The organism is Streptomyces sp. NBC_00078 (genome assembly GCF_026343335.1).
In the GTDB taxonomy this organism is placed as follows: domain Bacteria; phylum Actinomycetota; class Actinomycetes; order Streptomycetales; family Streptomycetaceae; genus Streptomyces.
This window is the reverse complement of sequence record NZ_JAPELX010000001.1, coordinates 8,405,081-8,427,893: the sequence shown is the minus strand read 5'-3', so window position 1 is coordinate 8,427,893 and position 22,813 is coordinate 8,405,081. Positions and strand designations below refer to the sequence as shown.

The window sequence follows — 22,813 nt, the reverse complement described above, 5'->3', positions numbered from 1 at the left end:
ACAGCGACGGCAACGGTCACTCCGGTCTCTCGGGCAGCATGTCGACGGCGACCACGGCGGTACCCGCGTGCCCGGCAACAGCCTCGGCACTGGCCGCCGAGTTGTTGCGCAGGGCGGACCGGGACAGGGAGTTGATGCGCCAGAGCGGGGCGGAACCCACGCCGGAGCGCACGCGCCGTATCGCCCAGTGCCACCAGGACAACGCCGAGGCCCTCGCGACGATCGTCCGCCGCTACGGCTGGCCCAACGCCGACCTGGTCGGCTCGCCCGCGTCGACCGCGGCCCTGATGATCCTGCTGCACGCCTCCGATCTCGGCTTCCGGCTCAGGTGCCGCGATCTGATCGCCCAGGACACCGCGGACGGACGCACGCCGGCCATCCACCTCGCCTACATAGCCGACCAGTGCGCCGTCGACCTCGGCCAGCCGCAGTACTACGGCACGCGGATCAATCCGGCGACGCTGCACCCGTACCCCATCCGCCGTCCGCAGAGCGTCGACGAGCGCCGCCGCGATGTCGGTCTTGGCCCGCTCGGGGAGCAGATGCAGGCGCTGCGCATGCAGGGCTGACACGGCGGGCCGGGCGTTCGGGCAGCTCGACCGTGACCGGCGGTCACACCTCCTGGCCCGCCCCGGTTCGACCTGACCGCGCCTGTTGTGCAGAATCGTGGCCATGAGTGAGAACGTGTTTTTCAAGGTTTCGGCCAATGGCGAGGACCTCGGTCGCATCGTCTTCAAGCTGTACGACGACGTCGTGCCCACGACCGCCCGCAACTTCCGTGAGCTGGCGACCGGTCAGCACGGCTTCGGTTACAAGGGTTCGCCCTTCCACCGGGTGATCCCGGAGTTCATGCTGCAGGGCGGTGACTTCACCAACGGCAACGGCACCGGCGGCAAGAGCATCTACGGTGAGACCTTCGCCGACGAGAACTTCAAGCTGAAGCACGACCGGCCGTTCCTGCTGAGCATGGCCAACGCGGGTCCGGGCACCAATGGCTCGCAGTTCTTCGTCACCACCGTGGTGACGCCGTGGCTGGACGGCAAGCACGTCGTCTTCGGCGAGGTCGTCGAGGGCGAGGACGTCGTCAAGGCCATCGAGGCCCTCGGCAGCCGCTCGGGCTCCCCGGCCAAGAAGATCGTCATCGAGGACAGCGGCGTCGTCGCCTAGGGACCGTGATGGCGGTCTGGTCGTCACGGATGACCAGACCGCCCATCGCCCAGACCGCTCCATTGCCCGGAGGGATCCGGTTGCCCCGCAAGCAGGACGCAGGAAGCGGCCGCTGCCGCGGGTTCCGTAGGCCGGAGCATGGCTCAGGTGAGCCGGATGTCCGGGTGGTACACGTCCAGCCACCGGGCCAGGTCGGGTTACGCGTTCCAGGCCGCCTCCTCCCTGATGCAGGTGGTCCGCCCCTCGATAGCCTTGGTCTTCATGACGCGTGCTTGGATCCTCCCGACACTGTTCGTGCTCTGCGGCTCGTTCCTTGCGACTGCTCTGCTCGTCGACGGGGCCCCGGCCCCAGCCGCGGCACTCCTGGTCGTGTTTGTGCTGATCGCAGGTATCAACTCACCGCTGATCTTCCCGAAGTCTGTCGGTGCGCTGGAGGCACAACGCCGCAGCGCGGTCGACGGCCGGCCGGTCGTCTTCTGGCGGCCGGGCTGCACGTACTGCATCCGCCTGCGCCTCCGGTTGGGCCGCAGCGCCCGCAAGTTGCACTGGGTCGACATCTGGCGGGACCCGGCCGCGGCTACAGCGGTGAGGGCGGCCAACGAGGGCAACGAGACCGTGCCGACCGTCGTCGTGGCGGGCCGGCCGCACACCAATCCCGATCCCGAGTGGGTACGCGCACAGCTCTCCGCCTCCGCATGATCACCGGGTCCCTCCCGTTGTCGCCTTGTCCCGTTGTCGCCTTGTCCCGTTGTCCCGTCGCCCCGCATCCCGCAGTAGCCGGACAGGCAGAACAGGAGTGACGGCGTGACCAGCCGCGTCACCTTCGTCTCACCCGCGATGAACCGATCCGTGCGGGAGGCCCGGTTCGACGACGGCAGCCCGCTTGACGCCGGTGGCGCGGCTCGTGCCCGGTCGGCCGCCGGCACGATGTCCGCGGCCGACCGGGTCCTCGTCTCCCCCACGGTGCGCTGCCGGGAGACGGCCTCGGCCCTCGGTCTGGCCGCCGTGGCGGTGCCCGAGCTGGGCGGCATGGACGTGGGCCGCTGGCGGGGCCGGACGCTCGGCGAGGTCAGTGCCGAAGAACCGGACCAGGTGGCCCACTGGCTGGCGGACCCTGCCGCGGCGCCGCACGGCGGGGAGTCCGTGCAGGCCCTCTGCGAACGCGTCGGCCGGTGGCTGGAGGCGACCGCGCAGACCGACGGCCGGACGCTCGTCGTGGTGGAGCCGGAGATCGTACGGGCCGCGGTGGTGCGGGTCCTCGCGGTGCATGAGGCCACGTTCTGGCGGCTCGATGTGCCTCCCCTGACGGCGACCGAGATCAGCGGACGCTCCGGACGCTGGAACCTGCGGCTGGGGCAGATGCTCGGCGCGCGGGAGTCCGAGGGCGGACACTGACCCGACAGGGGTGCCGGGAAAAACGCGCGAGGCCCCCGGATGGTCCGGGGGCCCTCAAGGTGGTGCGTCGTTCAATCACTCGGAGGCGTACAGGAGTTGGCCACGGGCCGGCGCCGATGCGGTGCGCGCGACGTTCCTCGGGAGTACGCGTCCCATCTCAGTGGTGCACATGACGACGGCTGCGGGTCTGACTTGCGAGGCGTTCCGCCCATGTGGGGGCCGTCTCGTTCACAGTGGCGCGACCGTGCCGGGCTCCCACCGGCTTCCGCTCTGCCGTCGTCAACAACCCCGTGACAGTACCGTCTGACGGGAACATGGCCAAGGGCGCATGACCTGGGTGACGTTCGTCTCGCACCCGTCGGCCATCCCATCCAGGTGCACCCACATGCTCCCGTGACCCATGTGGCCCACCCGGAGGATCGAGGTCGCGGAGGGAGAGACCGGCGTCACAATGTGATGGAGGGCAAGGTCACAGCCGTGCCCTCTGCTGCTCCTTTGTCGATCTGTCCTAGCATCCGAGCATGACGGTCCTGCCTGACGACGGGCTCACGCTGGCCGCCGAGTTCCCTGACGCGAACCTTGAACAGTGGCACGGCCTGGTGGCCGGCGTCCTGCGCAAGTCGGGCAAGGAAGTCTCCGGCGCGGCGGCGGAAGACGCCCTGTCCACCGCGCTGGAGGACGGGCTGCGCACCCGCCCCCTCTACACCGCGCTCGATGCTGCACCCGACACCGGCTTCCCCGGCTTCGCGCCGTTCGTGCGCGCGAGCCGCGCCGAAGGGAACACCGCCGGCGGCTGGGACGTACGCCAGCGCCACACGGTCGCCGACAACGGCGCGGCACTCACGGACCTGGAGAACGGCGTCACCTCGCTCTGGCTGGTCCTGGGCGAGAGCGAGGGCGGCATCCCGGTGTCGTCGCTCGGCCGGGTCCTGGACGGCGTGTACCTCGACCTGGCGCCCGTCGTTCTCGACGCGGGCAGCGAAGTGGAGCTTGCCGCACGGGAGTTGCTGCGGATCTACGAGGAGCGGGGCGTCGCCAAGGAGGCGGTGCGCGGCAGTCTGGGCGCCGATCCGCTGGGGCACGAGGCTCGTACGGGCAGCACGTCGGGCTTCGCGCCGGTGGCCTCCCTCGCCCTGCGGTGTGCCGAGGAGTACCCGGGGCTGCGGGCACTGACCGTTGACGCGCTGCCGTACCACGAGGCGGGCGGTTCAGCGGCCCAGGAGCTGGGCTCCTCGCTGGCCAGTGGTGTCGCCTATCTGCGGGAGCTGACCGAGGCGGGGCTGAGCGTCGAACAGGCCTGCGCGCAGCTGGAGTTCCGCTACGCGGCGACGGCCGACCAGTTCCTGACCATCGCCAAGCTGCGGGCGGCGCGCCGACTGTGGGCGCGGGTGGCGGAGGTGTGCGGAGCGCCGGGCGTCGGCGCGCAGGTGCAGCACGTGGTGACCTCGCCGGTGATGATGACGCGCCGCGACCCGTGGGTGAACATGCTGCGCGCGACGATCGCCACGCTGGCCGCCGGAGTCGGCGGCGCCGACGCCGTCACCGTGCTGCCCTTCGACCACGCACTCGGTCTGCCCGACGCCTTCGCGCGCCGTATCGCGCGCAACACCTCGACGATCCTGGTCGAGGAATCGCATCTGTCCCGCGTGATCGACCCGGCGGGCGGCTCCTGGTACGTGGAGCGGCTCACCGACGAACTCGCCCACGCGGGCTGGGAGTTCTTCCGCCATATCGAGGGACTCGGCGGCCAGGCGGCCGCCCTGCGCTCGGGCCGGCTCGCTGAGGACCTGGCGACCACATGGGAGGCGCGCAGCGCAAAGCTCGCCAGGCGCCGCGAACCCATCACCGGCGTCAGCGAGTTCCCGTACCTCGGCGAAAAGCCCGTGGAGCGCGCCCCCGCGCCCCCATCGTCATCCGGTGGTCTGCCGCGCGTGCGACGCGACGAGGCGTACGAGGCCCTGCGCGCCCGCTCCGACGCCCACCTCGCGGCGACCGGATCCCGGCCGCGAGTCTTCCTGGCAGCCATCGGCCCCGCCGCCGCCCACACCGCGCGCACGACCTTCGCCGCCAACCTCTTCCAGGCCGGCGGGATCGAGCCCGTCACCGAGGGCACGTTCGAGGACAGCGGCGCCACCGAGGCCTGCCTGTGCTCCAGCGACGCGCTGTACGAGGAACAGGCCGAGGGCGTCGTACAGACCCTCAGGGCGGCGGGCGCACGGCACGTGTTCCTCGCCGGCCGGCCCGGGCAGTACACCGACGTGGACTCCTACGTCTTCGCGGGCTGCGACGCCGTCGCCGTGCTCACCGCCACCCTCGACCGCATGGGAGTGTCCTGATGGGAATCCCCGACTTCACCGGCATCGAGCTGGGGACCCCGACCACCGACGGCGGCGCCGACGAGTGGCGTACGGCCGTGAAGAACGCCACGCAGGGCGCCGAGCCCGTCTGGGAGACGCCGGAGGGCATCGCGGTCAAGCCGCTCTACACCGGCCGTGACCTGGAGGGCCTGGACTTCCTGGAGACGTACCCGGGCGTCGCGCCGTACCTGCGCGGCCCGTACCCGACGATGTACGTCAACCAGCCCTGGACGATCCGCCAGTACGCGGGTTTCTCCACCGCCGAGGAGTCCAACGCCTTCTACCGCCGCAACCTCGCGGCCGGCCAGAAGGGCCTGTCGATCGCCTTCGACCTGCCCACGCACCGGGGGTACGACAGCGACCACCCGCGCGTGACCGGTGACGTCGGCATGGCGGGTGTGGCCATCGACTCCATCTACGACATGCGGCAGCTGTTCGACGGCATCCCGCTGGACAAGATGACCGTGTCGATGACGATGAACGGCGCCGTGCTGCCGGTGCTCGCGCTGTACATCGTCGCGGCCGAGGAACAGGGCGTCGCGCCGGAGAAGCTGGCCGGGACCATCCAGAACGACATTCTCAAGGAGTTCATGGTCCGCAACACCTACATCTATCCGCCGAAGCCGTCGATGCGGATCATCTCCGACATCTTCGCCTTCACCTCGCAGCGGATGCCCCGCTACAACTCCATCTCCATCTCCGGGTATCACATCCAGGAGGCGGGCGCGACAGCCGACTTGGAGCTGGCCTACACGCTCGCGGACGGTGTGGAGTACATCCGCGCGGGCCGTGAGGCCGGCCTGGACGTGGACGCGTTCGCTCCCCGGCTCTCGTTCTTCTGGGCGATCGGCATGAACTTCTTCATGGAGATCGCCAAACTGCGGGCGGCCCGGCTGCTGTGGGCGAAGCTGGTGAAGCAGTTCGACCCGCAGAACGCCAAGTCCCTTTCGCTGCGCACCCATTCGCAGACCTCCGGCTGGTCGCTGACCGCGCAGGACGTGTTCAACAACGTCACGCGTACCTGCGTCGAGGCGATGGCCGCGACGCAGGGCCACACCCAGTCGCTGCACACCAACGCCCTCGACGAGGCACTGGCGCTGCCCACCGACTTCTCCGCGCGCATCGCTCGCAACACCCAGCTGCTGATCCAGCAGGAGTCCGGCACGACCCGGGTCATCGACCCGTGGGGCGGCAGCGCCTACGTCGAGAAGCTGACGTACGACCTCGCGCGCCGCGCCTGGCAGCACATCCAGGAGGTGGAGGCGGCGGGCGGCATGGCCAAGGCGATCGACGCCGGCATCCCCAAGCTGCGCATCGAGGAGGCCGCGGCCCGCACCCAGGCCCGGATCGACTCCGGACGCCAGCCGGTCATCGGCGTCAACAAGTACCGCGTCGACAGCGACGAGGCGATCGACGTCCTCAAGGTCGACAACTCCTCGGTACGCACCCAGCAGATCGAGAAGTTGCGGCGGCTGCGGGCGGAGCGGGACGAGCGGGTGTGCCAGGACGCGCTCGACGCGCTGACCCGGGCCGCCGGCGGCGAGGGCAACCTGCTGGAGCTGGCCGTGAACGCGGCCCGCGCGAAGGCCACGGTCGGTGAGATCTCCGACGCCCTGGAGAAGGTGTACGGCCGGCACGCGGGACAGATCCGTACGATCTCCGGCGTGTACCGCAACGAAGCAGGCGAGTCCCCGTCCGTGGACCGCACCCGCACGCTCGTGTCCTCCTTCGAGGAGGCCGAGGGCCGCCGCCCCCGCATCCTGGTCGCCAAGATGGGCCAGGACGGCCACGACCGCGGCCAGAAGGTGATCGCCACCGCGTTCGCCGACCTCGGCTTCGACGTCGACGTCGGCCCGCTGTTCCAGACCCCGGCCGAGGTCGCCCGCCAGGCCGTCGAGGCGGACGTGCACATCGTGGGTGTCTCGTCGCTGGCGGCCGGCCACCTCACCCTCGTACCGGCACTGCGCGAGCAGCTCGCCGAGGAGGGCCGCGAGGACATCATGATCGTGGTGGGCGGAGTGATCCCGCCGCAGGACGTGCCGACGCTGCTGGACATGGGTGCGGCGGCCGTGTTCCCGCCCGGGACGGTGATCCCGGACGCGGCCCACGACCTGGTGCAGCGGCTCGCGACCGGCCTCGGGCACGACCTGTGATCGATGTCGACGCCTATGTGAAGGGAGTCCTCGACGGGAAACGGGCGATCATCGCGCGCGCCATCACGCTCGTCGAGTCCACCCGGCCCCAACACCGGGTGCTGGCCCAGGATCTGCTGACGGCGCTGCTCCCGCACAGCGGCCGGGCCCGGCGGATCGGCGTCAGTGGTGTCCCCGGCGTGGGCAAGTCGACGTTCATCGACGCGTTCGGCACGATGCTGACCTCGCTCGGACACCGGGTGGCCGTGCTCGCCGTGGACCCGTCCTCCAGCCGTACGGGCGGCTCGATCCTGGGCGACAAGACGCGCATGGAACGCCTGGCCGTCGACCCTTCCGCCTTCGTACGGCCCTCCCCCACCGCGGGCACGCTCGGCGGGGTCGCCAAGGCGACCCGTGAGTCGATCGTGGTGATGGAGGCGGCGGGTTACGACGTGGTGCTGGTGGAGACGGTCGGCGTCGGCCAGTCGGAGACCGCCGTCGCGAACATGGTCGATTCGTTCCTGCTGCTGACGCTGGCGCGCACCGGTGACCAGTTGCAGGGCATCAAGAAGGGCGTCCTGGAGCTGGCCGACGTGATCGCCGTCAACAAGGCGGACGGTCCGCACGAGCGCGACGCCCAGGCCGCCGCACGGGAGTTGGCGGGCGCGCTGCGGCTGATGCACGGCAAGGACGCGTTCTGGGCTCCGCCGGTGCTGCACTGCAGCGCCCGCGAATCGACCGGCCTGGACACCGTCTGGGAGAGGCTCGAACAGCACCGCACGCTTCTCGACTCGACCGGCCGCCTCGCCGCCAAACGCCGCGACCAGCAGGTCGACTGGGCCTGGACGATGGTCCGCGACGAACTCCTCGGCCGGCTCCACTCGGACCCGGCCGTGCGGGCGCTCGCACCGAGCCTGGAACAGCAGGTCAGGGACGGCAAGTTGACGGCGACGCTCGCCGCCGAGCGCATCCTGGGTGCGTTCGGCGGACGAGAGGACTGAGCGGACGCGGACCCGGCCGGCGGCCGGTGGGGCAACGGCCCGTCGAGAGACGGTCGGTATGCTCGCCGCCATGCGCCCGCCGGTCCGGAGGTGGTGGGTATGGTCGCCGTCGATCCGGCCGCAGCCCGCATGCATGACCGGTAAGAGAGAGTAGAAACACGGTGTACGAGTACGAGAAGGACGGCGCGGCGATCTACCGCCAGTCCTTTGCCACCATCCGCGCGGAGGCGGACCTCGCGGGCCTGCCCGCCGACGTCAGCCAAGTAGCGGTCCGGATGATCCACGCCTGCGGGATGGTCGACCTCGTGCGGGACCTGGCCTACACGCCCGGCGTGGTGGCCCGCGCCCGCGAGGCCCTGCGCGCCGGGGCGCCGATCTTCACCGACGTCAGCATGGTGGCGAGCGGCGTGACCCGCAAGCGGCTGCCCGCCGACAACGACGTGCTGTGCACTCTCTCCGACCCCGGCGTCCCCGAGCTGGCCGCGAAGCTGGGAACGACGCGCAGTGCCGCCGCGCTGGAGCTGTGGCGGGACCGGCTGGAGGGTGCGGTGGTGGCCGTCGGCAATGCCCCCACCGCCCTGTTCCGCCTCCTTGAGCTGATGGAGGAGGGAGCGCCCCGCCCGGCCGCCGTCATCGGTGTTCCGGTGGGCTTCGTGGGCGCCGCCGAATCGAAGGACGCGCTCGCCGGGCATCCGTCCGGCCTCGAACACCTGATCGTTCGCGGCCGACGCGGGGGCAGCGCCATCGCCGCCGCGGCACTCAACGCGATCGCGAGCGAAGTGGAGTGAGCGGGAGGCCGTAGGGCGTGGGCGTCGGCATCGTGTCGGCTCTGCACAACCCCGGCTCGCGCGGACGCACCTGGCAGGTGGGCGGCGCGGCCAGTCGGCACCCTGTTCGGCGGCGGTGGGGGCCCTGTGCCAGTCCCGCCGTCGCCCTCTCCTGATCCGGCCGAACCTCTCGGCGTACGACTGATTGCAGCCGCGCCCAGCAGGTTTCCGCACGGCCCCGTTCCGGGCGAGGTCTGCCGAGGGGGCCGGGGCCGACGGGATTGAACTCATCAGTAGCGGAAACCGGCTCCTCATGCGGTCCGTCCTCGATCTCGCACTCGACTGTGTCACCGGCGCTCTCGTGAAGAGCGCCGAGGCGACCGGCGTCACCCTGCACCGCGCCCCGGCAGCCGGGCGCACTCAACTGGACAGCCAGGCCTACGAGTTCAACAGCTCGGTGCCGTCCGGGGTACGCCTCGAGATGCTCACGGACGCCACCGAGATCGAGCTCGACGCGCGGCTCGCCCAGGTCCTGCTGCAGGGCGCCTCGCCGACCGGCAGCGTCTTCGACCTGGTGGTCGAGGGTGAGCTGCGCGACCCGGTCGTGGCCACCGAACAGACCCTGATCCTCGTCGAGCCCGCCACCTTCGCCCTGCACCGGAAGCCGGCCGATCCCGCCACCGTCCGCTTCCACCTCGGCCCGGCACTCCAGGAACGTCGCGTCGAGATCTGGCTGCCCGCCGCGCGCTCGTTCCAACTGGTCGACGTACGCGTCCCGGAAGGCGCGTCAGTGCGTCCCGCTCCGGCGAGCGGGCCGCTGTGGGTGCACCACGGCAGCTCCATCAGCCAGTGCGCGGAGGCGGACCGCCCCACCGGTACCTGGCCGGCGATCGTCGCGCGGACCGCCGGCCGGTCCCTGCTCAACCTCGCCCTCGGCGGCGAGTGCCATCTCGACCCCTTCATGGCCCGCACCATCCGCGACCTGCCCGCCGAAGGGATCAGCCTCGAACTGGGCATCAACGTCCTCATCGGCGACACCATGCGCGAACGCGTCTTCGTCCCCGCGCTGCACGGCTTCCTCGACACCATCCGCGACGGCCACCCGGACACCCCGATCGTGGTCATCACCCCGATCACCTGTCCAACCGCCGAAACCCGGCCCGGCCCCACCCTCGTGTGCGACGACGGCACCGTGTGCACCGTCGACCGTCCCGCCGAACTCGCCAACGGCGCGCTCACCCTCACCCGCATCCGTGAACTGCTGAACCAGCACGTCGAACAGCGCCGCAAGGACGGCGACGACAGACTCCATCTCATCGACGGAACAGCACTGTTCGGGCCCGAGGACGTCGCCAACCTTCCCGACGGCCTCCATCCGAACGCGGCCGGCTACGCCGACATGGCCGAACGCTTCCTGCCCCTGGCGTTCGGGGATACGGGCGTGCTCCGTTGACCGAGCAGTCCGCCGGCACCGTGGCTCGTGCGCTCACCATGATCGGTGAAACGCGGTTCAGCTGCCGCCCGACCTGATCCATGGCCATTTCGCGAAACAGACCACGCCAGGCGCGACGAGCATGGCCAGCATCCACAGACCCACGCCGGCCGGGGAGTAGATGTAGTAGCGCCAGTGCTCCGGCAGGGGCGACGGCGCGAGCAGGAGCACGATCAGGGCAGCCCACGTGACCAGCACCGCCACTGCCATGCGTACTGCCACCATCCCTGCGCCCCCTCGACGGCTGCCGGCTCCTGGAGACGGATGATAGGGCAGGCCGGACGAGCTCATCGCGGCTGGGGGAACCTGCCGCGCTCCGGTGCCGTTCGGGTGACGTCAGCATGCGGGTGCCCCCGACAGGCACTTCACTGGGACGGGGAGGTGGACCGAGTGCGAAGGAGACGTCATGGCTCGCTGGACGGCAGGTGCGGTGCTGGCGGTGGCCGTCGCCGCAAGTCTGACCGGCTGCTCGGACGACACCACTCCGTCCTCCGCGGTCAGCAAGGCGGCATCGGCCGCGACGTCGCTCGCCTCGCGCGGCTCCGAGGCACTCGCGTCCGCGACCGCTGAGGCAGGCCGGAAGCTGGACGAGGTGAAGGGCAGCGTCGACGCCAAGGACTCGGTGAAGCTGGGCCCGCCCACGAAGGACGGCGACGGGCGGACGACCGTGCCCGTGACTGCCCACAACACGGCGTCCTCCGCCAAGTCCTTCGCCGTCCAGGTCAACTTCGACGACGCCGGCGGCAACCTCCTCGACACGGTGGTGGTCACGCTCTCCGACGTCGCGGCAGGCAAGTCCGGTGAGGCGACGGCCCGCAGCACCCACAAGCTGTCGGGCGAGGTGAAGGCCGAGGTGGGCACCGCGCTGCGGTACTGACGGACTGCGCCGCCCCCGCACCCTGCCCAGTTCCGCCAAGTCCTCGCCTGCCCGCCGGGCGGTGGTGGCTGTGCCGTCGGACGCCGAACAGGCCGCCGGGTAGCGTGAGTTGACTCACCCGGGCCGTCGCGCCACAGCGACCGAGGGCGCGTTCGCCGGCGGCCCGTTCCTGCTGTCCGTCCCGCGGCCGAACTCCTCGTCCTGCAGAGTGTCTAGCGCCCCGGGCGGAGTGCCGCTGCGGGACCGTCGGTGCCGGTGTCCCAGTCCAGTCGGAGAACGGCGAGGTCGTCGGTGTGCCGGTCCGCGTTGAGGGTGCGGGTTCGGGCGATGAGGTGGTCGAGGTGGAGGCCTGGATCCGGCGTCTGGATCGTGTCGATGATCTGCAGGAGGCCCTCCACGCCCAGCCGGGTGGTGCCCTTGTCCGCGAAGCCCTCGATGAGGCCGTCGGTGTAGGCGACGAGCGCGCCACGTGCGGGCAGCGTGAGCGTGGAGGCCGGCCAGATGCCCAGCCCGGGGGCGATCCCGAGGGCTGTTCCGTGGGCCGCGCTGACCTCTCGCGTGCCGTCGTCGGTGACCAGGAGGGGTTCGTGGTGGCCGGCCAGGTGCAGGGTGAGGATGCCCCGGTCCGGGTTCAGTGTGATGAGCGTGCAGGTGGTGAACAGGTTGCTGTGCGTGCGTTCGGCAACGTGTATCTGTTCCAGCAGGTGGAGCAGCTGCTGGTCGCGGTGGCCTCCGAGGGTCAGGGCGCGCCAGGCGATGCGGAGGCAGACACCGAGAGCGGCGGCGTCGGGGCCGTGGCCGCTGACGTCCCCGATGACGGCGTGCACCTGCCCGTCGTCGGTCTGTACGACGTCGAGGAAGTCGCCCCCCAGCAGCGCCTGCGCCCGCCCCGGGTAGTAGCGGCTGGAGGCGGTGACGGCCGAGGACGACAACAGGGGTTGGGGCAGCAGCCCGCGTTCCAGGCGGGCGTTCTCCTCGGCCCGCAGCCGGCCGATCTGCAGGGCGGCGTTGGCGCGCTCGGCCTGCTTCCGCTGGACGGCGTAGCGGACGGCCCGCTGGATCAGGTCCGGGTCGACCTTGCCCTTGATGAGGTAGTCCTGCGCGCCGGCGGCGAGGGCCTCGACCCCCGCCTGCGGCTCGTCCAGCCCGGTCAGGACGATGATGGCGGCCTGCGTGTCCGTCTGGATCGCCTGGACGGTCTCCACACCGGAGGCGTCGGGCAGGTGCAGGTCGAGCAGGACGCAGTCGACGAAGCCCGCTTCGAGTGCCGTGTGCGCGTCGGCGGCCGTACGGCATCGCACGAGGGTGTGCGGAAGATCGGTGTCGAAGAGGAGTTCCTCGACCAGGAGGGCATCTCCGTCGTCGTCCTCCACCAGCAGAACGTGGTACTGCTCTGCGCGGCCTGCGGCCGGGTAGGTCACGGCTGGGCCTCTCTCTCCGAGGCCGTCGGCTCGTCGCCGACGGCGGGAAGGGTGAGGACGACACGGGTGCCGGGCCGGTGGTCGGAGTCGATCCTGATCGCGCCCCCGTGAAATTCCACGATCTTCTTGCACATCGCCAGACCGATGCCGGTTCCTGGATAGGTGTCCTTGGTGTGCAGCCTCTGGAAGAGGATGAAGACCTTGTCCTGGAACTCAGGATCGATGCCGATGCCGTTGTCGCTCACCGTGAACTCCCACAGGTCGTCGACACGGGCGGCGCCGACATGGATGCGCGGCTGCCGGCCGGGATCGCGGAACTTGATCGCGTTCGACAGCAGGTTCCGCCAGAGCATGGTCAGCTGGGTGGTGTCGCCGACGACCGTGGGAAGCCCGTCGTGGGTGATCTCGGTGCCGCTCTCCTCCACGGCCACGCTGAGGTCGTCGAGGGCCCTGCTCAGGACGGCGTCCAGGTCGACCGTCTGGTGGTCGTTGTGCACGCGGCCGACGCGGGAGAAGGCCAGCAGGTCGTTGATGAGCTTCTGCATACGGTTGGCGCCGTCCACGGCGAAGGCGATGTACTGGTCGGCCCGCTCGTCCAGCTGGTTTCCGTAGCGTCGCTGCAGGAGCTGGGTGAAACTGGACACCTTGCGCAGCGGCTCCTGCAGATCGTGGGAGGCGACGTAGGCGAACTGCTCCAGTTCCGTGTTCGACCGCTTCAGATCCGCCGCCTGCTCGTCCAGCAGACTGCGTGCCTCTTCGCTGAACTGCAGTTCCTCCACCATGCGCAGGCGCATCGACTCCACGTCCGAGGCCAGCCTTCGCAGGTCGGCGGGTCCGGTGCCGACGATGGGGCGGTCGAAGTGACCTCGTCCGACCTCACGGGCGTCGGCGCCGAGTCGGCGGAGCGGGTCGGTGATGCCGCGCCGCAGTCCCTCGAAGACGGCGAACGCCACCAGGGCGATCACGCCGGCGATGACGGCGGACATCCAGTTCCGCAGGGCCACCGCGTTCCGCAGGTCCCGGCCGGCTGCCGCCCGCTCGCTCTCCAGGTGGGACTGCTGGCGGGTCATGGCCCGGCGCAGCGAGTCGAACGTGGCCTTGCCCTCCGCCGATCGTTCCGTGGCAAGCTTCACGGCCTCGTCTGCCGGGGCGGCCGCGACGGGGCGGGCCATGCGCGCCTGCCAGGTGCCGGCGAGTTTCTCCACGGCGGCCAGGTCGGCGCGGTCCCGGACGTCGTGGTCGAGCAGGGACCGCAGGCGCCGGAGGGCGGTGTTCTCGTCGGCCACGCCCTGGGTGTACGGCTGCAGGTAGTCGCGGCGGCCGGACAGTCCGTAGCCGCGGATGCCGGTCTCCTGGTTCACCAGGGCTTCCTCGACGCGTATGGACTCGATCACGGCGGGTGATCGTCGGTCCACCAGCTCGCCTGTGATCTGGGCCGTGCGCCATATCGCCCAGCCGCCCAGCGACCCCAGCAGGGCCAGCACGATCAGGGTGACCGAGACCCCCACCCGCAGCCAGCGGCGAGTCGTCCAGCCGGAGAACGGCCCCTCGGAAGCGGCCGGCCCGCCGTTGACCGAGCTGCCGCTCATCGCGTTTTCGTCCATCGCGATGCGCAACTCCTTCGACGTCCCGTTGCCACGACCAGGCGCGCGGCAGGGCTACTGTACCGACGACCCTGACAACGGTTGTTGTCCCATCCGGGATCAACGCCCTAGGGTGAAGTCATGCCTGGCCCCGCTCCGGCTCATGCTCTCCGCGCACCTGGTGGAGAGACGGCCGCGCTCCTGACACAGATGATCGACGAGCTGACCCGCCGTCTCGCCCAGGAAGCCGCCCACTCGCCCGCGGAGCCACGCGACACGGTCGACGACGCCCGCGGACGCGCCCTCGTGCGCCTGGCCGTCCTCGCCCGCGTCAAGCAGACTGTCCGGCATCTGGAGGACCAGGCGGCCCACGCCGCGGCCGCCGGCGGCGCCGGGTATCCGGAGATCGGCCGAGCCGTGAGCATGAGCCGCCAGGGAGCCCGGCGCCGCTGGCCCGGCCTGATCACCACCAGCACACATCGCCCCGCCCCCCACCCCACCCCACGGAGCTCGTGACTCATGGCTGCCGCCTCAACCCGCCCCTACGACGTGCTCCTGGTGGAGGACGACGTCGCCGACGCGATGCTCATCCAGGACGCCCTCTCGGAACGCGGCGCCCGCAACCTCACCCAGGTCCCCGACGGCGTCGCGGCCCTCGACTACCTGCGCGACCCGGACAACGCACGGCCCGACCTCATCGTGCTCGACCTCAACATGCCGCGGATGAACGGGCGGGAGTTCCTGGCCGTGGTGAAGGAGGACGCCGTCCTGCGCACCATCCCGGTCGTCGTCCTGACCACGTCCTCCGCGCCGGACGACGTCGCCGGCGCCTACCAGCACCACGCCAACGCCTACGTCACCAAGCCGGTGAACCTGGAGGAGTTCGAGGCGGCGGTCCGCAGCATCGACAGTTTCTACCTGGACATCGCCGTCAAGCCTCCGAGGCCGTAGCAGGTGAGGCGCTGAACGTCCTCGACCGGCACTGCTCATGGACATCAGGAACGCGATAGGGGGTACACCTCATTGCGGAGGTTCATGATGTTCGAGGCAGACGACATCCGTGAATGGCGTGGCCACGACGTGGTCGACCCCAACGGTCACAAGATCGGTGCCCTGGAAGCGGTGTACGTGGACACCGCGACCGACCTGCCCTTCTTCGCGACGGTGACGGTGGGTCTTCCCACCCGTCGCCGTCTGGTGTTCGTGCCGCTGCCGGGCGCGACCGTCGGACCGGGGTATCTCAAGATCACGCACCTCAAGGACGTGGTCAAGAAGGCCCCCGCGATCGACACCGACGGTGAGCTGCCGGCCACCGACGAACCGGGAATCTTCGCGCACTACGAACTCGAATACGTGCCAGGGGCCGGCGGCGAACGCCGCCTCGCCCGCCGCTGAGCCATAGACAGCAGCAATAGCAGCCACCGACGCCGCCGGGAGAGCCGATGAGCCTCTTTCTGTTCCTCGTTCTCGTGGCCCTCGTCCTGGGCATCATCGGATTCGCCGCACACGGGCTGTTCTATCTCTTCATCATCGGCGTCGTCGTTCTGTCCGCCGATCTCGCCTACGTCGCCCTGCGCTTCCGCCGCGGCGGAAGAAAACACCGCATCGCACGATGAGTTTCCGGGCCTTGTTGGGTCTACCTCCACAAGCGACAGCTGAGCACGACCTCTGTGAGGGGACCATGACCACCCACGCGCTTCCACCCGTCGTCGACGTCGCAACCTGGGAGGGCCGGCTCGATGCGCTGCGGGCCCGGGAAAAGGCCGCGACCCGTGAGCTCGACGCCATCGCCGCCGAACGCCGTCGCCTGCCGATGGTCGAGATGCCGGACTACACCCTTGAGGGCGAGGAGGGGCCGGTTCGGCTGGCGGACGTCTTCGCAGGCAAGCGGCAACTGATCGTCTACGACCACATGTGGTTCGCCGGCAAGGAATGGCAGTGCCCGGGCTGCACGGGGTTCACCTCGCAGTACACCCGCCTGGAGTTCCTGGACAACTACGACGCGCGATTCGTCATCGTCACCCAGGGCCCGATCGAAGAGGCACTCGCGTACAAGCAGCGCGTGGGCAACCGGATGACCTGGTACTCGACCGCAAACAGCTCGTTCGGGGGCGATGTCGGCGCACCGCCCGACGGAGGCTTCGCGGTCAACGTGTTCCTGCGCGACGGCGACACCGTCTACCGCACCTGGCACACCGACGGCCGGGGCACGGAGCAGCTCAGCCACAGCTTCGCCCTGATCGACCTCCTTCCGTACGGACGCCAGGAGGAATGGCAGGACTCACCCGAGGGCTGGCCCCAGTCGCCGACCTACAGCCGGTGGGCGATGTCCAAGGACATCGCCGCGCTCTACGGCTCGGGCGCAGGCGCCGACTCGGGCCCCGGCTCAGGTGACGGCTGAGCGGCCGGCTCACGCCGCGGCTTGGCCGTCGCGGGTGGGGGCGCCGCGTCCCCTCCCGCCCGGGCCGTCGTCCACCCGGGCGGAAGGCGAAAGGAGCGACACCATGGGTCTTTCCTGGCAGCAAGGACCGCTCGCACCGGGAGCGACCGGCCGGTTCCCGGTTGCCGGCCCGCGGCCCGAACGGATGCTGTTCGCCGAGCCGTCGCGCCGGCGCATGCGGCTCCGGTACGGCGGCGCCTGGATCGCCGACAGCGACCGCATGGAGCGAGGTCGGGCGCATCTCCGGACTGGTGTCGTTCGAACGGACAGGGCCGAGGTCTGTCTCGACGGCATCCGGCTGCGCCTGGAACCGGGGCAGAACGTGATCTCGCACGGCGTTGACCGCGATCTCACACGCGACGAAGCCGCCCTCGGCAGGCACCCGTGATCCCCCTCGCGGCCGCCCTCGCAGCCGAGGGAACACCCCGCACGCCGAGCCTGCTGGCGGTCAACGTCGGCCTGCCCCAGAACGTGTCCTGGCAGGGCAGAACCGTCTACACCGGTGTCTGGAAGCGCCCCGTGTCCGGCCCGGCCATGGTCCGTCGGCTCAACATCGACGGCGACGGCCAGGGCGACACCCAGGGACACGGCGGTGAGCAGCGGGCGGTACTCGTGTACCAGATGCAGTCCTATCGCTACTGGCAGCACCACTTCGGACGCGACGACTTCGACTACGGCCAGTTCGGGGAGAACCTCACCGTCGACGGTCTGTCCGACGACGAGGTCTGCATCGGCGACCACTACCGCATCGGCGAGGCGGAGTTCGAGGTCACCCAGCCACGGGTCACCTGCTACCGCGTGGGCCTGCGCCTCGGCGAGCCCCAGCTGCCGGCTCTGCTGGTCGGCCACCACCGCCCCGGCTTCTACATGCGTGTCGTCCGCGAAGGACGGATCGAGGCCGGCGACCGGATCGTCAAGACCCGGACCGGGCCGGGCTCATTGACCGTGGCCGACACCGACGCGCTGCTCTACCTCCCCGGCCGCGACCCGGCCAAGCTGCGCCTCGCGACCCGGATCCCCGCCCTGAGCCCGGGATGGCAGGAGTCGTTCCGCGACTTGGTCAAGGCCGCGGAAACCGACGGCCCCGACGCCACCGCCGGCCCCGCCGGTCATGCGCCCTCGCACGGCGAGCCCGCGTGGCCGGGGTTCCGGCCGCTCCAGGTGACGAAGATCGTCCCCGAGACCACGACGGTCTTTTCGATCCATCTGGCCGCCGCGGACGGCACCCCGCTCCCGGCCGCCCGGGCGGGGCAGTACCTGACCCTGCGGGTCCCCGAGGCCGGCCACCCCGCTCCTGTGCGGAGCTACTCGCTGTCCTCGGGGCCGGATGGCGAAGGCTGCTACCGGATCAGCGTCAAACGGGAGCCGCACGGCACGGCGAGCGGCTATCTGACCTCCCGGCTGCGGCCGGGCGCCGTCCTTGAAGCGGCAGCACCGCGCGGCGACTTCACCCTCGACGAAGGGACCGGCCCGGTTCTCCTCGTCTCCGCCGGCATCGGTCTCACTCCGGTACTGGCCATGCTGCACGAGCTGGCGGCCGGCGGCGGCGACCGCGAGGTCTGGTGGATCCACACGGCCCGCAGTCCCCGGGAACATCCGCTGGCCGCCGAGGCACACGCTCTGGTCGCCTCGCTGCCGCGCGCCCGTGAGCACGTGTTCTACAGCGCCGCCACACCCGACGAGTACCGCCGCACCCACGCCGTCCCCGGACGCCTCACCAAGGACAAGCTGATCACCCTGGGCCTGCCGGCCGACGCGACCGCCTATGTCTGCGGACCGGCTTCGTTCATGGCCGACGTCAGCGCCGCCCTCGCCGCGGCCGGGGTCAACTCCGCGGCCGTCCATACCGAGTTGTTCGGGGCGCTGGCCTCCATCACCCCGGGCCTGACGGCGCGGTCCGAACGGCCGCCGCACCAGCCGCCCGGCCCGACCGCAACCGGCCCGTCGGTGACCTTCGCCCGCAGCGGCATCACCACGCCGTTCCCCCTGTCCCGGGGCAGCGTGCTGGAACTCGCCGACGCCTGCGACGTCCCCACCCGCTGGAGTTGCCGTACCGGCGTCTGCCACACCTGTGTCACGCCGCTGCTGTCCGGCGAGGTCACCTACTCCCCCAGCCCGCTGGAGCCTCCCGACGACGGCCAGGTGCTCATCTGCTGCGCCCGGCCCGACACCGACATCGTCCTCGACATGTAAGGCCACGCGTTCCCCGGTTTCGCGGCAACCGGAACGGATGCCTCTCCTCGATCGACTACAGTTCCGTATGACGTCTACAAGACTGTAGTCGGTCAGTGGTTCGCCTGGCATGTCCGCAGGCCTGCCGGAGAGGACTCCCGTCCATGACCACACCGATCCACCCCGCGTCGCAGCTGGCCGTCAACGTACTGGACGCGCATTCGCTGCTGGCGGCCTTCGGCGTGCTGGGCGTCGGGGTGGTGTTGTTCGCCGAGACGGGCCTGCTGATCGGGTTCTTCCTGCCGGGCGACTCGCTGTTGTTCACGGCCGGACTGCTGTGCACGGGCTCGGCGGAAGGGGGTGTGCACCTCTCCCTCGGACCGTTGCTGGTCGCGGCCGCGGCAGGTGCGCTGGCCGGGGCACAGTGCGGATATCTGCTGGGCCGGAAGGCGGGCGGGGCGTTGCTGGCCCGCAGCGGCTCGCGGCGTCTGCACGAGGGTGCGAAACGCGCCGAGGAACTGCTGGAGCGGTACGGGTACGCGAAAGCGATCGTGCTGGCCCGTTTCGTTCCGGTGGTGCGGACGGTGCTCAATCCGATGGCGGGCGCGCTGGAGGTGCCGGCGCGGACGTTCACGCTGTGGCAGGTCGTCGGCGGGCTTGTGTGGAGCGTCGGTCTGACCCTTGCCGGCTATGCGCTTGGCTCGTCGATCCCGAACGTCGACCGCTACCTGCTGCCTCTGGTGGCGCTGATCGTCGTCGTGTCGCTGATCCCGCTGCTGGCCGAGGTGTTCCGGGCGCGCCGGGGCGCCAGGCCCGAAGGGGGCGGCAGGTGATCACGGCCTTCGACGGGCCGTCGATCGACGGCTCCGCCTCGGTGCGCGAGGACCGGCCGTGCCGGAGCCCCCGGGTGCAGCCCCCGGAGGCGTGGCCGGCGCCCGGCGACTGGTCCTTCCCCGGCAACCTCGCGGCGATCGCGGCCACGGCCGCCGCGGCCGTGGTCCTGTTGTCCGTCTTGCGCCGGCTGGGGCTGATCGCGGTCGGGGCCGCCGTCGCGATGGTGGTCTCCCGGTTGTGGGTCGGCGCGCACGATCCGCACAACGTGGTGGCCGGGGCGATGACCGGTGCACTCGTCGCGCTGGGTTGGATGGTCGGTGGACTCGTCGCGCTGGCGTCGGTGCCCGGGCTGCGGTGGCGGTCGCCGACCGTGGTTTGTGGTCCGTCGGACCGGCCCAGCCGTCTGCGTCCGCTGCTGATGGCGCCATGACCCGGCCCGACGCAACCGACAGCCCCATGAACCGGCGCGACGCAGCCGATCTGGCCGGTACCGTCGGTCTCGGTGCCTGGGTGGCGTTCGGCATCCTCGCCGCGGTGGTGGCCGGCCGGGGCGGTGCTCCGCTGTGGACGGACGACGGCTTCCTGGCCTGGTCGCTCGGCCATCGCCCGGACGTGGCCGTGGCACTGGCCCGGGGGGTGACGTATACCGGCAGTGGCGCCATCCCCTACGTCCTCGCAGCGGTGGCCGGCGTGACGGCGGGGCGAACCGTGCGGCACCGCATCTGGGCCGCCGCACTGGCCCTTGCCTGTCTGGGGGCCGGGCAGGCGCTGCGCTACGGGGTGATGGCAGCCGTCCACCGGCCGCGCCCGGCACATGCCGACTGGGCTGCGCAGGCGAGCGGTTGGGCGTTCCCCTCGGGGCACACCACCACGGCGGCCCTCACCGCGGGCCTGCTGATCGTCGCGGTCTCGCTGCGCGCGCCGCGCGGCGCCACCTCGCTCAGAGTCGTCATCGGGTGCTGGGGCGTGCTGGTGGGACTGTCCCGCTTCTATCTCGGCGTGCACTGGTTCACCGACGTCATCGGTGGCTGGCTGTTCGCCACCGGGTGGCTCGGAGTGTGTCTGTGCGCGATGGCCCGATGGCTGCCCGCATCGTTCGTCTCGGCCACGCCCCCCACGCCCGAAGATCCGACGGAGGACCATGCGCCACAAGATCCTGGTCGTCGAGGACGATCACGCCCTGCGTGACGTGCTGCGGCGCGGCCTGTCGGACGAGGACTTCGCGCCCGTGCTCGCCGCCGACGGCGCGACCGCCCTGCGGCTCGCCAAGGACGACGTAGCCGCGGTCGTCCTGGACGTCGGTCTGCCCGACGCGGACGGCCGGGACGTCTGCCAGGCGCTGCGCGCGGGCGGGTTCGCTGCCCCGATCATCTTCCTGACGGCCCGCCACCATCTCACCGACCGACTGTCCGGGTTCTCGGCCGGAGGCGACGACTATCTGCCCAAGCCGTTCCACCTCGCCGAACTCGTCGCCCGGCTGAGGGCCGCACTCAAACGCGCCGCGCCACCGGCCGTGGTCACGGCAGGAGATCTCGTCCTGGACGCGACCCGGCACACCGCGCGGGTGGGCGAGGCCCATGTCGACCTGTCCCCGACCGAGTTCCGTCTGCTGGCCACGCTCGTGGCCGCGGGCGGTGTCCTCGTGCGCCGCCGGGACCTGGTCAGGGCCGCCTGGCCCGACGGTGCACAGGTCAGCGACAACACGCTTGACCAGTACCTGAGCCGACTGCGCCGCAAACTGCGTGAAGTGGGCAGCGACCTGAGCCTTACGACGGCGCGCGGCATCGGACACCGGCTGTCGTGAACCGCCTCCTCGCCCGCCTGGCCCCCCGCACCCTGCGCGGCCGGCTCTCCCTCGTCGCACTCACCACCGCCGCGCTCCTGATGACCGTCCTGACCGTGGCGTTCAACACGGTGATGGACCGGCACCTGCAACACCAGGCGGACGACGAACTGCGCAACCGCGCGGCCGCCGTCGCCACCACCATCGACACCGGCGGCGCCCGGGTGCGGGTCCTGGAGACCGCCAACGACAGCCTCCTGGACGCGAACGTGTGGATCTACGCCGGACCGCGGCTGCTGGAGAAGCCGCCGTCCACCACCGCCGACAGCACGCTGACCCTGGCCGCCGACCGGCTCGCCGCACGACACGAACGAGCCTGCTCGACCGTCGACGCGCAGAGCCCCCGCGCCGTGCGCCTGTGCTCGGATCTCGTCGGAGGCCGTCACAAGGCCGCCGTGGTCACGGCTCTGGACCTGGCGCCGTACCGCGGTTCGGCCGGCACCCTGCTGCTGGGTTCGCTGATCCTGGACGCCGTCATGCTCGCGTGCACCTACGCCCTCACGCGCCTGGCCGTGGGGCGGGCACTGCGCCCCGTGCGCACCATGACCGACCAGGCCACCCAGTGGAGTGCCGTCGGCTCCGACGAACGCTTCGGCGCCGCGCACCATCCGGCCGAACTCGCCGGCCTGGGCGACTCGTTGGACGCGCTGCTGGACCGCATCCGCACCGTGCTGCGCCATGAGCGGCAGTTGACCGGGGAGTTGTCCCACGAACTGCGCACCCCGCTCACCCGGATCATCATCGAGCTGGACTGGTGGCGTGCCCGCCCCCGCTCGACCGACGAAACCCGTGCCACCCACGAGGTGATAGCCGACTCCGCCCAGTCCATGCGCACCATCTGCGACACGCTCCTGAACGACGCACGCGACGGCGCGCACGACGCCCCGACGGTGCCGGGCACCACTGCCGTCGTTCCCGTCCTGCACCGCCTTGTCGAGAACCTCGACGTACGCGAACAGGTCAAGAGCGTCGTCGAGGTGCCGGATCCGGACCTGGAAGCGGGCGTCACAGCGGCTCTCCTCGAACGCATCGTCAGCCCGCTGCTGACCAACGCACTCCGCTACGCCCGCTCCACGGTGACCCTGTCGGCACGCCGGTTGCCCGGTAGCGTCCGCATCGGCATCACCGACGACGGCCCCGGCGTACCGGCGACCTTCGTCGACGACCTCTTCCAGCCCGGCCGGCGCGCGGACTCCGGCGACGGGCACGACGGGGCGGGCCTGGGACTGCCGCTTGCGCGGCGCCTGGCCCGCACCGTCGGCGGCGAGGTCTCCCACGACCCCGGGTACACCTCCGGGGCGCGCTTCCTGATCGATCTGCCGGCCGGCTGAC

Annotated in this window: 25 protein-coding genes and 1 riboswitch; of the genes, 22 read left to right on the top strand and 3 right to left on the bottom strand. The window is 70.9% G+C overall.

The genetic code is table 11. The features are described 5' to 3' along the window. The first annotated feature begins 38 nt into the window (after positions 1 to 38). The 9 genes from OOK07_RS39175 to OOK07_RS39135 all read left to right on the top strand — a co-directional run bounded on the left by OOK07_RS39175 (position 39) and on the right by OOK07_RS39135 (position 10,272). Entirely contained in the window at positions 39 to 569 is a 531-nt protein-coding gene (locus OOK07_RS39175; RefSeq protein WP_266802244.1) for a DUF6624 domain-containing protein, read from the top strand. Between the two features lie 103 nt (positions 570 to 672). After that, a complete protein-coding gene (locus OOK07_RS39170) occupies positions 673 to 1,167 on the top strand; it encodes a peptidylprolyl isomerase (protein ID WP_266801368.1) in 495 nt (164 codons plus the stop codon). A 261-nt stretch (positions 1,168 to 1,428) separates the two neighbouring features. After that, positions 1,429 to 1,866, top strand: coding sequence for a glutaredoxin domain-containing protein (locus OOK07_RS39165; protein WP_266802242.1), 438 nt, complete (start codon positions 1,429 to 1,431; stop codon positions 1,864 to 1,866). A gap of 105 nt (positions 1,867 to 1,971) precedes the next feature. Continuing rightward, complete coding sequence (locus OOK07_RS39160) at positions 1,972 to 2,562, top strand: histidine phosphatase family protein (protein WP_266801367.1); 591 nt, start codon at positions 1,972 to 1,974, stop codon at positions 2,560 to 2,562. Between the two features lie 160 nt (positions 2,563 to 2,722). Beyond that, positions 2,723 to 2,881, bottom strand: a riboswitch (cobalamin riboswitch). A gap of 202 nt (positions 2,882 to 3,083) precedes the next feature. Next, positions 3,084 to 4,898 (top strand): methylmalonyl-CoA mutase family protein, encoded by a 1,815-nt coding sequence (locus tag OOK07_RS39155; protein WP_266801366.1) that lies wholly within the window; start codon positions 3,084 to 3,086, stop codon positions 4,896 to 4,898. Next, complete coding sequence (gene scpA, locus OOK07_RS39150) at positions 4,898 to 7,072, top strand: methylmalonyl-CoA mutase (protein WP_266801365.1); 2,175 nt, start codon at positions 4,898 to 4,900, stop codon at positions 7,070 to 7,072. The genes OOK07_RS39155 and scpA overlap by 1 nt, the downstream gene beginning before the upstream one ends. Then, positions 7,069 to 8,052, top strand: coding sequence for a methylmalonyl Co-A mutase-associated GTPase MeaB (meaB, locus tag OOK07_RS39145; RefSeq protein WP_266801364.1), 984 nt, complete (start codon positions 7,069 to 7,071; stop codon positions 8,050 to 8,052). The genes scpA and meaB overlap by 4 nt, the downstream gene beginning before the upstream one ends. A 161-nt stretch (positions 8,053 to 8,213) precedes the next feature. After that, positions 8,214 to 8,840, top strand: coding sequence for a precorrin-8X methylmutase (locus OOK07_RS39140; protein WP_266801363.1), 627 nt, complete (start codon positions 8,214 to 8,216; stop codon positions 8,838 to 8,840). 292 nt (positions 8,841 to 9,132) lie between these two features. Beyond that, on the top strand, positions 9,133 to 10,272 hold the full coding sequence (locus OOK07_RS39135; RefSeq protein ID WP_266801362.1) for an SGNH/GDSL hydrolase family protein: 1,140 nt from the start codon (positions 9,133 to 9,135) through the stop codon (positions 10,270 to 10,272). Positions 10,273 to 10,329: 57 nt separating this feature from the next. Here the strand turns inward: OOK07_RS39135 and OOK07_RS39130 are convergent, their stop codons facing one another. After that, positions 10,330 to 10,536 (bottom strand): hypothetical protein, encoded by a 207-nt coding sequence (locus OOK07_RS39130; protein WP_266801361.1) that lies wholly within the window; start codon positions 10,534 to 10,536, stop codon positions 10,330 to 10,332. A gap of 181 nt (positions 10,537 to 10,717) precedes the next feature. Here OOK07_RS39130 and OOK07_RS39125 point away from each other — a divergent pair, with 181 nt between their 5' ends. After that, positions 10,718 to 11,188, top strand: coding sequence for a hypothetical protein (locus tag OOK07_RS39125; protein WP_266801360.1), 471 nt, complete (start codon positions 10,718 to 10,720; stop codon positions 11,186 to 11,188). A gap of 212 nt (positions 11,189 to 11,400) precedes the next feature. On the opposite strand, the gene OOK07_RS39120 is transcribed toward OOK07_RS39125, so the two are convergent. Together OOK07_RS39120 and OOK07_RS39115 are read right to left on the bottom strand one after the other, a co-directional pair. Then, positions 11,401 to 12,609: a PP2C family protein-serine/threonine phosphatase gene (locus OOK07_RS39120; RefSeq protein ID WP_266801359.1), complete on the bottom strand. Its 1,209-nt coding sequence runs from the start codon at positions 12,607 to 12,609 to the stop codon at positions 11,401 to 11,403. Beyond that, the gene (locus OOK07_RS39115) at positions 12,606 to 14,213 is read right to left on the bottom strand and encodes a sensor histidine kinase (protein ID WP_266801358.1); all 1,608 of its coding nucleotides are present in this window, start codon (positions 14,211 to 14,213) and stop codon (positions 12,606 to 12,608) included. Before OOK07_RS39115 ends, OOK07_RS39120 begins: the two co-directional genes overlap by 4 nt. Positions 14,214 to 14,333: 120 nt before the next feature. Here OOK07_RS39115 and OOK07_RS39110 point away from each other — a divergent pair, with 120 nt between their 5' ends. The 12 genes from OOK07_RS39110 to OOK07_RS39055 all read left to right on the top strand — a co-directional run bounded on the left by OOK07_RS39110 (position 14,334) and on the right by OOK07_RS39055 (position 22,812). Further along, on the top strand, positions 14,334 to 14,708 hold the full coding sequence (locus OOK07_RS39110) for a hypothetical protein (protein WP_266801357.1): 375 nt from the start codon (positions 14,334 to 14,336) through the stop codon (positions 14,706 to 14,708). A gap of 3 nt (positions 14,709 to 14,711) precedes the next feature. Beyond that, positions 14,712 to 15,143: a response regulator gene (locus OOK07_RS39105; protein ID WP_266801356.1), complete on the top strand. Its 432-nt coding sequence runs from the start codon at positions 14,712 to 14,714 to the stop codon at positions 15,141 to 15,143. 87 nt (positions 15,144 to 15,230) lie between these two features. Continuing rightward, positions 15,231 to 15,587 (top strand): PRC-barrel domain-containing protein, encoded by a 357-nt coding sequence (locus OOK07_RS39100; protein WP_266802240.1) that lies wholly within the window; start codon positions 15,231 to 15,233, stop codon positions 15,585 to 15,587. A 47-nt stretch (positions 15,588 to 15,634) separates the two neighbouring features. Then, complete coding sequence (locus OOK07_RS39095) at positions 15,635 to 15,808, top strand: hypothetical protein (protein ID WP_266801355.1); 174 nt, start codon at positions 15,635 to 15,637, stop codon at positions 15,806 to 15,808. A gap of 65 nt (positions 15,809 to 15,873) precedes the next feature. Beyond that, positions 15,874 to 16,593 (top strand): DUF899 domain-containing protein, encoded by a 720-nt coding sequence (locus OOK07_RS39090; RefSeq protein WP_266801354.1) that lies wholly within the window; start codon positions 15,874 to 15,876, stop codon positions 16,591 to 16,593. 103 nt (positions 16,594 to 16,696) lie between these two features. Then, the gene (locus tag OOK07_RS39085; RefSeq protein WP_266801353.1) at positions 16,697 to 17,020 is read left to right on the top strand and encodes a hypothetical protein; all 324 of its coding nucleotides are present in this window, start codon (positions 16,697 to 16,699) and stop codon (positions 17,018 to 17,020) included. Then, positions 17,017 to 18,825, top strand: a complete 1,809-nt coding sequence (locus tag OOK07_RS39080; RefSeq protein ID WP_266801352.1) for an MOSC and FAD-binding oxidoreductase domain-containing protein — start codon at positions 17,017 to 17,019, stop codon at positions 18,823 to 18,825. The genes OOK07_RS39085 and OOK07_RS39080 overlap by 4 nt, the downstream gene beginning before the upstream one ends. Before the next feature lie 143 nt (positions 18,826 to 18,968). Then, positions 18,969 to 19,637, top strand: a complete 669-nt coding sequence (locus tag OOK07_RS39075) for a DedA family protein (RefSeq protein ID WP_266801351.1) — start codon at positions 18,969 to 18,971, stop codon at positions 19,635 to 19,637. After that, positions 19,634 to 20,068, top strand: a complete 435-nt coding sequence (locus tag OOK07_RS39070) for a phosphatase PAP2 family protein (RefSeq protein WP_406313071.1) — start codon at positions 19,634 to 19,636, stop codon at positions 20,066 to 20,068. Before OOK07_RS39075 ends, OOK07_RS39070 begins: the two co-directional genes overlap by 4 nt. A gap of 26 nt (positions 20,069 to 20,094) precedes the next feature. After that, on the top strand, positions 20,095 to 20,826 hold the full coding sequence (locus OOK07_RS39065) for a phosphatase PAP2 family protein (protein ID WP_266801350.1): 732 nt from the start codon (positions 20,095 to 20,097) through the stop codon (positions 20,824 to 20,826). Then, complete coding sequence (locus tag OOK07_RS39060; protein ID WP_266801349.1) at positions 20,780 to 21,442, top strand: response regulator transcription factor; 663 nt, start codon at positions 20,780 to 20,782, stop codon at positions 21,440 to 21,442. The genes OOK07_RS39065 and OOK07_RS39060 overlap by 47 nt, the downstream gene beginning before the upstream one ends. After that, positions 21,439 to 22,812, top strand: a complete 1,374-nt coding sequence (locus OOK07_RS39055; RefSeq protein WP_266801348.1) for a sensor histidine kinase — start codon at positions 21,439 to 21,441, stop codon at positions 22,810 to 22,812. Before OOK07_RS39060 ends, OOK07_RS39055 begins: the two co-directional genes overlap by 4 nt. The last annotated feature ends 1 nt before the right edge of the window (position 22,813 follow it).

Coding starts and splice junctions, on each gene's coding strand:
- OOK07_RS39100 (WP_266802240.1), top strand. CDS start 15,231: ATGTTCGAGGCAGACGACATCCGTGAATGGCGTGGCCACGACGTGGTC.
- OOK07_RS39115 (WP_266801358.1), bottom strand. CDS start 14,213: ATGGACGAAAACGCGATGAGCGGCAGCTCGGTCAACGGCGGGCCGGCC.
- OOK07_RS39105 (WP_266801356.1), top strand. CDS start 14,712: ATGGCTGCCGCCTCAACCCGCCCCTACGACGTGCTCCTGGTGGAGGAC.
- OOK07_RS39165 (WP_266802242.1), top strand. CDS start 1,429: ATGACGCGTGCTTGGATCCTCCCGACACTGTTCGTGCTCTGCGGCTCG.
- OOK07_RS39155 (WP_266801366.1), top strand. CDS start 3,084: ATGACGGTCCTGCCTGACGACGGGCTCACGCTGGCCGCCGAGTTCCCT.
- OOK07_RS39065 (WP_266801350.1), top strand. CDS start 20,095: ATGAACCGGCGCGACGCAGCCGATCTGGCCGGTACCGTCGGTCTCGGT.
- OOK07_RS39060 (WP_266801349.1), top strand. CDS start 20,780: ATGCGCCACAAGATCCTGGTCGTCGAGGACGATCACGCCCTGCGTGAC.
- OOK07_RS39125 (WP_266801360.1), top strand. CDS start 10,718: ATGGCTCGCTGGACGGCAGGTGCGGTGCTGGCGGTGGCCGTCGCCGCA.
- OOK07_RS39110 (WP_266801357.1), top strand. CDS start 14,334: ATGCCTGGCCCCGCTCCGGCTCATGCTCTCCGCGCACCTGGTGGAGAG.
- OOK07_RS39085 (WP_266801353.1), top strand. CDS start 16,697: ATGGGTCTTTCCTGGCAGCAAGGACCGCTCGCACCGGGAGCGACCGGC.
- OOK07_RS39170 (WP_266801368.1), top strand. CDS start 673: ATGAGTGAGAACGTGTTTTTCAAGGTTTCGGCCAATGGCGAGGACCTC.
- OOK07_RS39090 (WP_266801354.1), top strand. CDS start 15,874: ATGACCACCCACGCGCTTCCACCCGTCGTCGACGTCGCAACCTGGGAG.
- OOK07_RS39075 (WP_266801351.1), top strand. CDS start 18,969: ATGACCACACCGATCCACCCCGCGTCGCAGCTGGCCGTCAACGTACTG.
- scpA (WP_266801365.1), top strand. CDS start 4,898: ATGGGAATCCCCGACTTCACCGGCATCGAGCTGGGGACCCCGACCACC.
- OOK07_RS39175 (WP_266802244.1), top strand. CDS start 39: ATGTCGACGGCGACCACGGCGGTACCCGCGTGCCCGGCAACAGCCTCG.
- OOK07_RS39095 (WP_266801355.1), top strand. CDS start 15,635: ATGAGCCTCTTTCTGTTCCTCGTTCTCGTGGCCCTCGTCCTGGGCATC.
- OOK07_RS39130 (WP_266801361.1), bottom strand. CDS start 10,536: ATGGTGGCAGTACGCATGGCAGTGGCGGTGCTGGTCACGTGGGCTGCC.
- OOK07_RS39135 (WP_266801362.1), top strand. CDS start 9,133: ATGCGGTCCGTCCTCGATCTCGCACTCGACTGTGTCACCGGCGCTCTC.